This is a genomic window from Corynebacterium occultum (genome assembly GCF_009734425.1).
Lineage (GTDB): Bacteria > Actinomycetota > Actinomycetes > Mycobacteriales > Mycobacteriaceae > Corynebacterium > Corynebacterium occultum.
In genome coordinates this window covers 1,706,110-1,718,884 of record NZ_CP046455.1, presented here as the reverse complement: position 1 = coordinate 1,718,884, position 12,775 = coordinate 1,706,110, and the positions used below count along the sequence as shown (strand labels likewise).

The 12,775-nt window shown below is 62.8% G+C and carries 11 protein-coding genes; 4 read left to right on the top strand and 7 right to left on the bottom strand.

Features of this window, described 5'->3' with window-relative positions:
* Positions 1 to 188: 188 nt before the first annotated feature.
* Positions 189 to 2,294, top strand: coding sequence for a bifunctional metallophosphatase/5'-nucleotidase (locus COCCU_RS08000; RefSeq protein ID WP_156231028.1), 2,106 nt, complete (start codon positions 189 to 191; stop codon positions 2,292 to 2,294).
* A gap of 333 nt (positions 2,295 to 2,627) precedes the next feature.
* On the opposite strand, the gene COCCU_RS07995 is transcribed toward COCCU_RS08000, so the two are convergent.
* Positions 2,628 to 2,972 carry a hypothetical protein gene (locus COCCU_RS07995; protein WP_156231027.1) on the bottom strand — a complete coding sequence of 115 codons (345 nt, stop codon included), beginning with the start codon at positions 2,970 to 2,972 and terminating at the stop codon, positions 2,628 to 2,630.
* Positions 2,973 to 3,384: 412 nt separating this feature from the next.
* Positions 3,385 to 4,233 (bottom strand): peptidylprolyl isomerase, encoded by an 849-nt coding sequence (locus COCCU_RS07990; RefSeq protein ID WP_156231026.1) that lies wholly within the window; start codon positions 4,231 to 4,233, stop codon positions 3,385 to 3,387.
* Between the two features lie 258 nt (positions 4,234 to 4,491).
* Between COCCU_RS07990 and tpx the strand changes: the two genes are divergently transcribed.
* The 3 genes from tpx to hisS all read left to right on the top strand — a co-directional run bounded on the left by tpx (position 4,492) and on the right by hisS (position 7,013).
* Positions 4,492 to 4,989 (top strand): thiol peroxidase, encoded by a 498-nt coding sequence (tpx, locus tag COCCU_RS07985; RefSeq protein WP_156231025.1) that lies wholly within the window; start codon positions 4,492 to 4,494, stop codon positions 4,987 to 4,989.
* A gap of 65 nt (positions 4,990 to 5,054) precedes the next feature.
* Complete coding sequence (locus COCCU_RS07980; protein WP_156231024.1) at positions 5,055 to 5,699, top strand: MBL fold metallo-hydrolase; 645 nt, start codon at positions 5,055 to 5,057, stop codon at positions 5,697 to 5,699.
* 27 nt (positions 5,700 to 5,726) lie between these two features.
* Positions 5,727 to 7,013: a histidine--tRNA ligase gene (hisS, locus tag COCCU_RS07975; RefSeq protein WP_156231023.1), complete on the top strand. Its 1,287-nt coding sequence runs from the start codon at positions 5,727 to 5,729 to the stop codon at positions 7,011 to 7,013.
* 620 nt (positions 7,014 to 7,633) lie between these two features.
* Here hisS and COCCU_RS07970 read toward each other — a convergent pair.
* From COCCU_RS07970 to COCCU_RS07950, 5 genes are all read right to left on the bottom strand, one after another.
* Positions 7,634 to 9,049 (bottom strand): L-serine ammonia-lyase, encoded by a 1,416-nt coding sequence (locus COCCU_RS07970; protein WP_156231022.1) that lies wholly within the window; start codon positions 9,047 to 9,049, stop codon positions 7,634 to 7,636.
* A 54-nt stretch (positions 9,050 to 9,103) separates the two neighbouring features.
* Entirely contained in the window at positions 9,104 to 9,772 is a 669-nt protein-coding gene (locus COCCU_RS07965) for a CE1759 family FMN reductase (RefSeq protein WP_156231021.1), read from the bottom strand.
* A gap of 38 nt (positions 9,773 to 9,810) precedes the next feature.
* Positions 9,811 to 10,926 carry an LLM class flavin-dependent oxidoreductase gene (locus COCCU_RS07960; protein WP_156231020.1) on the bottom strand — a complete coding sequence of 372 codons (1,116 nt, stop codon included), beginning with the start codon at positions 10,924 to 10,926 and terminating at the stop codon, positions 9,811 to 9,813.
* A 118-nt stretch (positions 10,927 to 11,044) separates the two neighbouring features.
* Positions 11,045 to 11,785: a hypothetical protein gene (locus COCCU_RS07955; protein ID WP_197088315.1), complete on the bottom strand. Its 741-nt coding sequence runs from the start codon at positions 11,783 to 11,785 to the stop codon at positions 11,045 to 11,047.
* Between the two features lie 87 nt (positions 11,786 to 11,872).
* The gene (locus COCCU_RS07950; RefSeq protein ID WP_197088314.1) at positions 11,873 to 12,523 is read right to left on the bottom strand and encodes a TetR/AcrR family transcriptional regulator; all 651 of its coding nucleotides are present in this window, start codon (positions 12,521 to 12,523) and stop codon (positions 11,873 to 11,875) included.
* Positions 12,524 to 12,775 lie beyond the last annotated feature (252 nt).

Below are 12,775 nucleotides of genomic sequence, written 5' to 3'. Positions count from 1 at the left end.
CACCAAACCCAAGGTTAATGGTGATATTAAAATGGCTGACTGGGGCATGAATCTTTGGTGGCCCCATGGTGAACCTGCAGGAGAATCTGAGAGCAACCTCATTCTCACCCTGCAGGAAGCGAGAATTTTCATTATGAACTTATGGGTAGAGCAATAATTCCACCTTAAGTTTCAGGAGCACTTTCGAGATGAAGCACCCCCGCACCGCTCATGTCCGGAACACCGCCACCGCTGTCGCCACCGCCAGCGCACTGGTGCTCTGTCTGACACCGAACGCTGTCGCCCAGACCACCGAAAACCAGGTCACCTTCTCGGTCTCCAACTTCAGCGACTTCCACGGGCACCTGGAAGAGGTCGCTGATTCCGACACCGGTGAAGTGGAGGAAGCCGGCGCCGCACTGATCGCAGGCAAGATCGACGCCCTGCGTGCCGAGGCGGTAGCCGAGGGCAGCACCCACTTCCACACCACCTCCGGTGACAATGTCGGCGGCTCCGCCTTCACCTCTGCGCTGCTCAATGATGAGCCCACCATTGACGTCCTGAACGCCATGGGAGTGGATGTCTCCGCCGCCGGCAACCACGAGTTCGACCAGGGATTCACTGACCTGCGGGACCGGATCGTGCCGAACTCCGAGTTCCCCATCCTGGGTGCCAACGTCGTTGATGCCAAGGGCGAGGCCGTCCTGGAGGAGTACACGATCAAGGAGGTCGAGAACGCAGAGGGAGACAGCATCTCCGTCGCCTTCATCGGTACCGTCACCGAACAGACCAAGAACAAGGTGGCACCCTCGGCTGTTGAGGGACTGGAGTTCCTGGACCCGGAAATCGTCACCAATGAAATCGCAGCTGAGCTCTCCGACGGTGAGGAAACCAACGGTGAGGCCGATGTGGTCATCGCGCTCTTCCACGAGGATGGTGAAACCGCCACCACCTTCTCGGAGGATGTTGATGCCGTCTTCGCCGGTGACTCTCATGCCCGTTACCTGAGCGGGGAAAACTCCCAGCCCGTCATCGTCCAGGCCCTGGAGTACGGCAAGCTGCTGGCCAACCTGGACTTCACCGTCGACGCCGACAGTGGCGAGATCATCAGCATCGAGCCGAGCCTCTTCACCGCCGATGAGATGGCCAAGGATGAGTCGGTCACCCCGAACGTAGCGGTCACCAACATTGTCGAGCAGGCAGTGGTGCAGGCCGAGATCGAGGGGGCCAAGGTCGTGGCCTCCATCGAGCACACCTTCACCCGGGGTGCGAACCCCGGCGAAGAGTCCGGCTCCAACCGGGGAATCGAGTCCACCCTCAACAACCTCATCGCCGAGGCGCAGCGCTCTCAAATGTCTGAAGTCGTGGGCCAGGATATCGACCTGGGGCTGATGAACGCCGGTGGTGTCCGCGCGGACCTGGAGGCTGGCGACGTTACCTACGCTGAGGCCTTCACCGTGCAGCCCTTCGGTAACGCCGTCGCCTACGGAACCCTCAGCGGTGCTGATATCCTCCAGGCTCTGGAGCAGCAGTGGAAGGATTCGGCGGACTCCCGTCCCCGCCTGTCCCTGGGTGTCTCCGACAACTTCTCCTACACCTACGATCCCACCGCGGCTGCTGGTGAACGCATCATCCAGGCCACCATCAACGGCGAGCCACTGGATCCGACCAAGGACTACACCGTCGCCGCCTCCACCTTCCTCTTCGAGGGTGGTGACGGTTTCAGCGCCCTGGAAAACGTCAGGAACTTCGAGGATGTCGGTGCCATGGATGTCCAGATGTTCATCGACCACCTGGCTGAGGCCGAGGACCTGGAGCCCCGCTGGGGCCAGAGTGACATCGGCATCAGCGTCACCGGGGACCTGGCCCCGGGTAGTACCGTGACCATCGACCTGGAGTCCCTGGCCTACTCCCAGAATGAGACTGCCACCGAGGTCACCATCAAGCTGGGTGAGGAGGAGTTCAGCGCTGCGATCGACACCACCGTCATCAGCGCCGGTTATGGTTCCACCGGTACCGCGCAGTTCGCTGACCTGGTTGTTCCCGAAAGCTTCCGGGGTGGTGTCGAAGACATCATCATCACCACCGATGCGGCTGCTCCGCAGGCCTCTGAAGATCCGCAGGAACCGGAGGAGCCGCAGGAGCCCACTGCGGGTTCCATCGACTCTCCCACCGGTGGCGTGATCGCTGCTGCCGTGGCAGCGGTCGCCGCCATCGCCGGCGCACTGGGCTTGGCCAATCTCTTCAACGGTGGCCAGCTCTTCGCTGAGATCCAGGCCAATATCCAGCGCGAGGTCGCCCGTTTCCTGGGTTAATCTCACCCAGCCTTAAAGCCATCAGCCTGGGGATACTGTCCCCGGAGGTGATGGTCTGAAAAGATCTCCGCCTCCCTCCAACCAGGAGAGGGGCGGAGATCTTTCGGCTTCAGCCGCTTCTCGACGGCCGTGGGCTCCCACAACCCGCCCGAGACAACAGCGCCCATACCGGACACGGTAGCAGGGGACAGGAGCCCCCAGACCCAGGCTGTTGGGCAGGGGATACGGGGAAAGAAAAAACCACCGCTGTCGGCGGTGGTTTCTCATACTGCTGGATTCTCGCGGTTGTTTCTCCCGCGGAGTTTTCAACCGAATGAATTATTCCGGAAGGGCTTAGTTCAGCTTGTCGGCGAAGACGAAGACGGTGGAGAGAGCGCCGATGATGGCGGTGAACACGGCGATCCAGTCACGGATTGCACTGGCCTTCAGGTTGCCGTCCTCATCGGAGGAACCGGCGATGAACTCATCGGAGGAGGAAAGCTCCGGCTCCGGCTCGAGATCCTCGTCAACCTCGTCAACCTCGGGCTGCGCGGTGTCCGTGGCCGGAGCTTCCTGAGTGTTGGTGGTCTCGGTGGCGGGGGCGGTCTCCTCAGCGGAGGCCGGGACAACCAGGGCGCCAGTGACCAGGCCAGCGGAGGCGATGACTGCGACAAGGCTCGTGCGGGAGAACAGCTTCATGGAGAATCAGATCCTTCTTCGGGAATCAATGGAGACGAGACAGAGACTAATCATAACCGAAGTCTTCCGCAACCTCTTCGTGGAAGATTCTTATATTTCTCTGCGCCCCTTTTACCTGCGGAAACTTGATTTTCATGACAAAATAGTGAAACCAAAAAATTCGAGTCATCCCTGAGGGGTTTACTTGAACCCCACGGAGCGTCATGCCCGTTAATTTTGAGCCAACTAAAGCTGAATTCCATCAAAAGCCCCCCGAAGGGTTGAATGAGCAGAAAACTTCGGATCAAATCGGGCACCACTCATGAGAAATATCACCTCCCCCTTAATTAGGGGGAGGTGAACTTCAGGGAAAGGGGTCCAGAGGGGTGAATCCCCATGCCCGGGGGCAAGCCCCGGGTTTTCAGAAAATCAACTAGGCGATGCTGGCCTCTTCGATCCGGACCTCTTCCACGGGGGCGCCGTCACCGGCGCCGCCTTCCACACCCTTTTCGGCGATGGCATCGAGGGTGGCGAGCCCTTCCTCGGAGATCTGACCGAAGTAGGTGTAGTCCGGCGCCAACGGGGAGTCCTGGTAGTTCAGGAAGATCTGGGAACCGTTGGTGCCGGGGCCGGCATTGGCCATGGCGATCGAACCGCGCGGATAGATCACCGCACTGGTTTCCTCATCGGCCTCATCGGTGGGGTACTCATTGGCGAATTGGAAGCCCGGGCCACCGGCACCGTTGCCGCTGGGGTCACCACACTGCAGCACGAAGATCCCGCTGGTGGTCAGACGGTGGCAGACGGTGTCGTCATAGTAGTCATTTTCCGCCAGATGCTCGATGGCGTTGACGGTGCAGGGGGAGACGCTCCGGTCCAGCTCCATACCGATGTTGCCCTGGTTGGTGCTCAGGTTGACGGTGACGGTACCGGTGGTGGGGATGTCCTCCCCGGCCGGGACGCTGACCTCGCGGGCGGCATCGCCGGTTTCCTCGTAGGTGCAGGCCACAGTTTCCGCCAGCGGAGTCTCACGGGTCATGGCCAACGGCTCAATCTCCGGGGCTTCAGTGGTCTGCTGGGTGGAGGTCTCCTCGGCGGTGATCTCCTCTTCATCACCATTCTGGGTGGCGGCGAACCAGATACCGCCGACCACCACGACGATGGCGGCAGCCGCTGCGACGACGGTCTTGAGGGGACCTGTCTTCTCCTTGCGGTCGCGTGCCTTGAGTGCCTTGTCCAGCTGCTCGAGCGACTGCTCGCCGCGCTCCTTATTATTGCTCAACGTAGAAGTTCCTCTGCCGTGTCGGTGGACTGTCCAGGGATGGTCCCGGCGCGCACTGTCCCAGCCCCCAACGCTTGACGGCTGGGAGGTGGCGAAACCCGAGCGCGGGCCATCTGCTCCGCATAATTGTAGCGCCCGGCCCGGTACCCGGCCCCGCAGGGCGAGATCGGGTGCCACCCCGGCCCCGAGACCGGGTCGGGGTGGGGTACTCCGACAGCCCCGTGGCAGGAGACCTGAAAAATGCCTATCCTGGCGGTTATGGCAACCACTAATTTTCAGAATGACCCCACCCAGACCTCCGGCGAGCTGCCCCAGGTCGGCGAGACCCTCCCCGATTTCACCCTGGTCGGCTCTGAGCTCGGTGAAATCTCCCAGGCTGATTTCGCAGGTAAGCGCATCGTGCTGAACATCTTCCCCTCCGTGGACACCGGTGTCTGCGCCGCCTCGGTCCGGGAGTTCAACCAGCGTGCCGCTGACCTGGAGAACACCGCCGTGCTGTGTGTCTCCCATGACCTGCCCTTCGCCCAGGGTCGTTTCTGCGCCGCTGAGAACATCGAAAATGTCACCTCCGGTTCCGCTTTCCGTTCCACCTTCGGCCAGGACTATGGCCTGAAGCTGGAGGGCTCCCCGCTGAAGGGGCTGCTGGCCCGCGCGGTCATCGTCGCCGATGAGAACGGCAAAATCGTCTATGAGCAGCTGGTTCCGGAGATCACCACGGAGCCGGACTACGATGCGGCCATCGCAGCGCTGAACTAGCCTGCCTTCCCGGCCCTGGCGGGGCATCGACAAGCACCCCCAGGGTTGCGGATAAACTCTGATCCATGCAGATCTCGGGTTTTTCCGCCGGCCCCTACCAGACCAATTGCTACCTGCTTCATGAAGGGGAGCAGGTGGTCGTCATTGATCCCGGCATGCACACGCATGACCGGGTTCTCGACTTTCTCCAGCAAAATGACGCAAGCCTGGAAAAGATCATCCTCACCCACGGGCACATCGACCACACCCGTGATGCCGGGACGCTGGCGCGTCGTCTGAATGTGCCGGTCTACATCCACCCCGAGGACGCCTTCATGCTGGCGGGTGGGCGTGGGGTCTCCGCGAACTCCCAGGTGCTTTTCGAGGCTGCGGGTATGACCCCCATCGATGATCTTCGGGAACTCAACGGGGGAGAGCGTATCCGGCTAGCTGGTACGGAGTTCGAGATCAGCCACGCGCCGGGGCATTCGCCGGGGTCAGTGATGTTGCACAATGCGGAGCTCTGCTTCTCGGGGGATGTCCTCTTCAAGGGGGCGATCGGGCGTACCGACCTGGAGGGTTCGGATCCGGCGCAGATGATGGATTCCCTGCGGGGCCCGGTGCTGGGGCTGGCGGACCAGGTGCAGGTGCTGCCCGGTCATGGTCCGATGACCACGATGCGGGCGGAGCGACACGGTAACCCCTTTTTGCAGGGTCTGGCTCCGGCCTGAGGCTGAGCTCAGGCTAAAGTTGTTCGGGTGAGCGATAAGCAGAAGTTTCAGGCCCTGTCCGCACCGAAGGGTGTCCCGGACTACGTACCCCCGGTGTCCCCGAAGTTCCTCGCCGTGCGCGAGGCCTTCACCAATCAGGCCCATTTGGCCGGTTACCAGCACATCGAGCTGCCGATCTTCGAGGACACCACGCTGTTCGCCCGCGGCGTCGGCGAGTCCACGGATGTGGTCAGCAAGGAGATGTACACCTTTGCTGACCGTGGTGAGCGTTCGGTGACCCTGCGCCCCGAGGGCACCGCAGGGGTGATGCGCGCGGTGATCGAGCACAACCTCGACCGTGGACAGCTGCCCATCAAGCTGAACTACGCCGGTCCCTTCTTCCGTTATGAGCGTCCCCAGGCGGGTCGTTACCGTCAGCTTCAGCAGGTGGGCATCGAGGCCATCGGCATCGACGACCCGGCACTGGATGCTGAGGTCATCGCCGTGGCGGACCGAAGTTACCGCAGCCTGGGGCTGTCCCAGTTCCGTTTGGAGCTGACCAGCCTGGGTGATGCCAACTGTCGTCCGGCGTACCGGGAGAAGCTGCAGGAGTTCCTCTTCAAGCTGCCGCTGGATGAGGAGACCCGCCAGCGTGCTGAACTCAACCCGCTGCGGGTACTCGATGACAAGCGTCCCGAGGTGCAGGAGATGACCGCGGACGCCCCGCTCATGCTTGACCACCTGGATGCCGGTTGCCGCGAGCACTTTGAGACCGTCACCGGCCTGCTTGATGACATGGGTGTGCCCTATGTGATCAACCCGCGGATGGTGCGTGGTCTGGACTACTACACCAAGACCTGCTTCGAGTTCGTCCACGATGGTCTCGGTGCGCAGTCCGGCATCGGAGGTGGCGGCCGCTATGACGGTCTGATGGGTCAGCTCGGTGGCCAGGATCTCTCCGGCATCGGTTATGGCCTGGGTGTGGACCGCACCCTCCTGGCCCTGGAAGCTGAGGGTGTGGACCTCTCCAGCCTGGGTGTGGACCGCCGCGTTGACGTCTACGGTGTGGCTCTGGGTGCAGCAGCCAAGAAGGCGATGGCCGGTCTGGTCAACCAGTTGCGTGGTGCCGGCATCTCCACCGATATGGCCTATGGTGACCGTGGCCTGAAGGGTGCGATGAAGGGTGCTGACCGCGCCCAGGCCCGTTTCGCCCTGGTTCTGGGCGACCAGGAGCTGGCCAATGGAAGCGTGGCGGTGAAGAACCTGGCCGAGCATTCCCAGGAGGATGTTGCCCTGGCTCAGGTGCAGGAGTACCTGGCCCAGGCACTGGCTTAAACAGGCTGTCCCTTGTAATGCCCCTGCTGGCTGACCCGGAGCTCCGGGTCAGCCAGCAGGGGCATTTCTTCCCGTGAGAATCTGCGCACCTGCCGGCAGCCGAAAAGGCCCCTTGTGGCCGCACTCGGGGTGGGGCACTTTTTCGCATCAGCCCACTTTTTCCTGGGACTGAACCTACGAACCGGAGCGGGCTCCGCCAGCGGCGCGGAAGGTTTCCCGCGTCATCATGGATCATCTTCACCGGCAGGGGTCTCCCCGGACTCAGAAACACCCGGTTTTCTTAAATGGACTCGGGGGGGTAGCGGTCGCGGGAAGGGGAGGGCGGGCTCTCTGGCCCGCGCTCCGGCCTAAGGGAATCTCCGATGCGCAACGAATGTACACCATGCCACACATTAGCGATCTTGTCACGCTTGTGTGCTGCGTAAATATGGGAAGAAGTGGTGATGCACGGTATCTATAGGGCAATGCGAGGAGGACGGCGGGGGTGAAAAGCTTTTTGATGTGAACTACCCTGCCCGCTGGTCCCTGCCCGGGGAGAACGGATCCCCAGCAGATCCCGAGCCGTGGTTCCGGTGGGTGCTACCCAGCGCCCCACCGGTAGCTCTCGGCACTTGAAAATCTCAGCACTCCGTGAAAGCCACCGAGATGCCAATATTGACCGCCAGCCCACCCATGGAGGTCTCCTTGTACTTGCTGAGCATGTCCCGGCCGGTCTCCGCCATCGTGCGGATCACATCATCCAGGGTGACACGGTGAATTCCCTCACCCATGCAGGCCAGCCGGGCGGCGTTGATGGATTTCACGGAGCCGATGGCATTGCGCTCGATGCACGGGATCTGCACCAGCCCGCCGACGGGATCGCAGGTCAGCCCGAGGTTGTGCTCCAGGGCGATTTCGGCGGCATTCTCCACCTGTGAGGGACTGCCGCCGATGATCGCCGCGAGTCCTGCCGCCGCCATGGCGGAGGCTGAACCAACCTCACCCTGGCAGCCGACCTCAGCACCTGAGATCGAGGCATTCTGCTTGATGATGATCCCCACCGCGCCGGCGGTGAGCAGGAAGGTATGAACTTTCTCGATGCTGAAGTCCCGGAGGAAATCCCGGGCATAGTGCAGCACTGCCGGGATGATTCCGGCGGCACCATTGGTGGGGGCGGTGACCACCCGGCCACCGGCGGCATTCTGTTCATTGACCGCCAGGGCGTAGAGGTTGACCCACTCCATCGCATCCAGTCCCTCACCCCGGGTATGCCGGGAACCACCCTCCATCAGGGAGTCGAAAAGCAGCGGTGCGCGGCGGACCACACCCAGGCCACCCGGCAGAGTGCCGTTGGCGGCCAGACCTGCGGAGACACAGGACTTCATGGCCGCCCACACCCGATCCAGGTGATCTAGGACCGGGGGCTGGGCAGCGCCCTCTGCCGGGGGGGTCAGGGCAATCTCATTGGCCAGCACGATCTCGGCGAAGGACTTGCCCTCCCGCTGAGAATGCTCCAGCAGTTCTGCGGCGGTATTGAAGGGGTAGGGGACCTGGATCTCACGATCCGCGGAGGCGGCACCTGCCTTGATGCCTTCACCGGACAGCTGCTCTCTCAGCTGCTGGGCGGTCTGGATGAAGCCACCACCGACGGAGAAATACTCCATCGTCTCACCCAGGGGCTGCCCGGACTCATCGAAGGCACGCAGGATCATCCCGTTGGGATGCTGGGGAAGCGCCTCATTATTGAAGATGAGGGAGTACTCCAGCTGCCCGGCTGGACCGGAGTGGGTGCCCTGGGCAGGCACCGCCTCGCCCGGCGCGGGCTCCACATCCGCCGGGAGGGTGGTGGGCTCATATCCGACCAGCCCCAGGATCACCGCCCGGTCGGTGCCGTGTCCGGCGCCGGTGGCGGACAGTGAGCCGCGGAGCTCCGCCTCCACCCGCGCCGGGAACTGGGGCAGCTGGGAGGTGAAGTCATGGGCGGCGCGCATCGGGCCCACCGTGTGTGAGGAAGATGGGCCGATGCCGATGCTGAAGAGGTCGGAGACGCTGATCACGGAAGAAACCTCCGGAAGTGGTGAGGGGAATTGTGCTTGCCCTCACATTAGCGTCTAGGAGCCGTCGTAGTCAGCCAAAAGCTCAGAGAAGGAGGTGAAGTCCTCCCCCAGGTCGGTACCGGAGTGGCGTTCCCGGGTGCTGCGCGAGGTGGGGCCAGCCAGTCCACCGACCACGGTGCCGGACTGGGCGAGCATCAGCTCGGCCAGTTCCTCGGCAGCTTGCTGGATACGGCGTTCAATGGCGGCGCCCTCAGCGCCACCGAAATCCTCGGTGGCGGCGAAGATTCCGGTGGGCAGCACGCGGGCCCGCATGTAGCTGAGCAGGGGGCGTAAGGCATGCTCGAGCACCAGTGCATGGCGGGCGGTACCGGCAGTGGCGGCGATGACGGTGGGCATGTCATTGATCGCCTCATCGTCCAGGACGTCGAAGAACATCTTGAGCAGCCCGGTGTAGCTGGCCTTGAATACAGGGGTGGCCACGAGCAGGCCATCACTTTCGCTGAGCTGTTTCTTGGCCGCGCTCAGAGCTTCGGAGCTGATGCCACCGGCGGCCATGGCGTGGGCCAGGTCGACGGCGAGGTTCTTGAGCTCGATGACATTGATCTCCAGAGCTTCGCCGCGGGCGGTGACGGCGGTGTTGACGGCCGCGGCGATCTGGTCGGCCAGGGTGCGGGTGGAGGAAGGGTTGGATAGTCCCGCTGAGATGACGGTCAGTCTGGGCATGGGGGAGGTGCCTTTCGTGCTGCTCGGGGTTGTGGGGGTTAGGCATTGTCCTTGCCGGGGCGGACCTTGTGGTGGGGGTGGCCCGGGTCTGCCTTGAGGGTGGCGTGGGTCGGCGGTTCGGAGGGGACGTGCTCGGGGCGGCGGGCCTCCATGCGGTGGCGGACCTCCGGGACGACCTGGGTGCCCAGGATCTCGATCTGCTTGAGCACGACCTCCAGGGGCAGGCCGGCGTGGTCCATGAGGAAGAGCTGGCGCTGGTAGTCCCCGACCCAGTCGGCGTGTGCCATGGTGCTTTCGATGACCTGCTCGACGGTGCCGACGGTCAGCGGGGTCATCGCGGTGAACTCCTCGAGGGAGGGGCCGTGGCCGTAGACCGGGGCGTTGTCGAAGTAGGGGCGGAACTCCTTCTTCGCCTGCTCCTCGGAGTCTGCGATGTAGACCTGGCCGCCGAGGCCGACGATGGCCTGGTCGGCCTGGCCGTGGCCATGCTTTTCGTAGCGGCGGCGGTAGATGTCGACCATCTGCGCCGTGTGTTCCTTGTTCCAGAAGATGTTGTTGTGGAAGAAGCCGTCGCCGTAGAAGGCGGCCTGCTCGGCGATCTGCACGGAGCGGATGGAGCCGTGCCAGACGAAGGGCGCGACGTCGTCAAGCGGGAAGGGGGTGGTGGTGAATCCCTGCAGCGGGGTGCGGAACTTGCCCTGCCAGTTCACGTTCTTCTCGCGCCAGAGGCGACGCAGCAGATGGTAGTTCTCGATGGCCAGGGGGATACCCTGGCGGATGTCCTTGCCGAACCAGGGGTAGACCGGTCCGGTGTTGCCGCGGCCCATCATCAGGTCCACACGACCGTTGGAGAGGTGCTGCAGGAAGGAGTAGTCCTCAGCGATGCGCACCGGGTCGGTGGTGGTGATCAGGGTGGTCGCGGTGGACAGCTTCAGGTTCTTGGTCTGGGCGGCGATATAGGCCAGATGGGTGGTCGGGGCGGAGGGTACGAAGGGGGGGTTATGGTGCTGGCCGGTGGCGAAGACATCCAGGCCGACCTCCTCGGCCTTGAGTGCGATCTGGGTGATGGCGTTGATGCGCTCATGCTCGGTGGGGGTCTTACCGGTGGTCGGGTCGGTGGTCACGTCACCGATGGTGAAGATGCCGAACTGCATGGGGGTGCTCCTAAATCGGGAATTCAAAAAGGTTTGTTGTTATGTCAACAACTATAGTCTCAAAGTATTCCCCGGCGCCACTGAGCGTTGCGACGCCCCCCGCCCGCAGCCTGGCCCACTACTCCACCGCCTCCAGCAGAAATGCCAGGTCAGAACCCCCGATCACGCGGATCGGGCGCTGATCCCGCCGCCCGTGTTCGGTGATCAACACCGCCCGGGGCAGCCTGCCCGACCGGTCCGGAACGGTCAGCTCCTCCAACACCTCCCGGGCCGTGGCCTGCCGGGAGAGGAAGACCGCATCATCATTGTCCTCGGCGAAATCCAGCACCTCCCCAATGCTCCGGGCATCCAGATGGTCATTGTCATCCAGGTCGGCTGCCACCCACCGGGCGATGGTGTTGGTGGTCAACAGTGCCCGGAAGGTATCGCCCTCATAGATCGGAAACTGGGAGATCGTGCTCTGCCGGATGATCCCCAGCGCCTGGCGGACATCATCTTCCGGACTGAAGGACTGCACCTGGTGGGGGCCCAGCACGTTCAGCGCCAACGGAGGATCCAGCAGTAGATCCCGGATCCGGGAGATCTCGTCCACCGTTTCCGGCAGCGGTTCCGCAATGGGGCGGTGATCCCGGTAGGTGCCGTGGCTGATCGCGTTGCGCAGATCCGCAAAGGCCTGCAGCGCCTCGGAATGGGTGTCCGAGATCAGGCTCTTTCGTGCCGCCAACCGCACCATCCAGCTGAAACCATCCGACTTCCTGGCGCTCAATTCATTGCGCAGATGGTTCTCGATGTCATTGAAGGCCGCCAGGAAAGGAATGGCGCGGTTGGGGGACCTGGGAGTCGAGGAATTCTCTTTCACCAGGCCGAGGTTAATGGTCGACGCCCGGCCCTGCTGGGCCAGATGTCCAGACCGGGGGAGGGCGGCGGGTAAGGGGTGGTTGCGGGTTTAACTCTCCTGCGTCGGGAAGGTGACACCCAGGTGTTCACCGTCCATCTGCTCCGGCAGTGGGTCCAGAACCAGTTCCTCCGGACCCTGGCGCAGACCGGCGAGATAGACGCGGAGCAGCTGGCGGTTGAGCTCGGGAATCGCGCCCGGGGACGTGGGCTCCGCCGTCCGGGACAGGATGATCAGCCCCTTGAGCAGGGTGTGGGGGGTGATGTGGGAATGAACCAGGCCAGCCTCCTGCACCAGGGTGAGTACCTGCCTGCCCTGCACATCATTGGCGGCCTGCAGTTCCCGCATTCCCGGGGGGAGCTGCTGGAAATTATCAGGGGTCATGACCTGCGCCAGTGCCCCCAGGCCGAGTCTGGCCAGATCCCGCACAAAGCTGTGCCAGAGAGGCAACGGATCCACTGGTTCGCTGGCGAAATCTTCCAGGAACACTCTCTGCAGCTCATTGACTTCATGCATCAGGTGTTCGATGCAGGCATGCCAGAGTGCCTGGCGGTTCGGGAAATTACGGTAGAGGGTGGCAATCCCCACGCCTGCGGCCCGAGCCACCTCCTCCAACGTCAGGCCTTCGATATCCCGGCCGCGCAACAGGTTGCAGGCGGTGTTGATGATGCGTTCTCTTCTCTCACGGGCATCCGCACGCATATCTTGGTCGATCCCTTCCGGCCATGCCTTTCGCCATCTGGCGGAGTGGCCCATGTTCTTCGCAGGGGGGTGTCCCGGTGCAATTTCAGCCACCGGGGAGGTACACGGCTGATGTTTCCCTACTCCGGCAAATTAGTCAGCTGAATGAAGGGGGGAACCCATCAGTGCCCGCAACGCTTGAAGATAAATTATGTCAGTAAAAATTAATATACCGAGGCGTAAGTATAACCTTTTAATTATGTGCTAAAAATC

What these genes read in the sequence shown, in the direction of transcription:
- COCCU_RS08000 (WP_156231028.1), top strand. Translation starts at nt 189, where the DNA reads ATGAAGCACCCCCGCACCGCTCATGTCCGGAACACCGCCACCGCTGTC.
- COCCU_RS07995 (WP_156231027.1), bottom strand. Translation starts at nt 2,972, where the DNA reads ATGAAGCTGTTCTCCCGCACGAGCCTTGTCGCAGTCATCGCCTCCGCT.
- tpx (WP_156231025.1), top strand. Translation starts at nt 4,492, where the DNA reads ATGGCAACCACTAATTTTCAGAATGACCCCACCCAGACCTCCGGCGAG.
- COCCU_RS07980 (WP_156231024.1), top strand. Translation starts at nt 5,055, where the DNA reads ATGCAGATCTCGGGTTTTTCCGCCGGCCCCTACCAGACCAATTGCTAC.
- COCCU_RS07965 (WP_156231021.1), bottom strand. Translation starts at nt 9,772, where the DNA reads ATGCCCAGACTGACCGTCATCTCAGCGGGACTATCCAACCCTTCCTCC.
- COCCU_RS07960 (WP_156231020.1), bottom strand. Translation starts at nt 10,926, where the DNA reads ATGCAGTTCGGCATCTTCACCATCGGTGACGTGACCACCGACCCGACC.
- COCCU_RS07950 (WP_197088314.1), bottom strand. Translation starts at nt 12,523, where the DNA reads ATGCGTGCGGATGCCCGTGAGAGAAGAGAACGCATCATCAACACCGCC.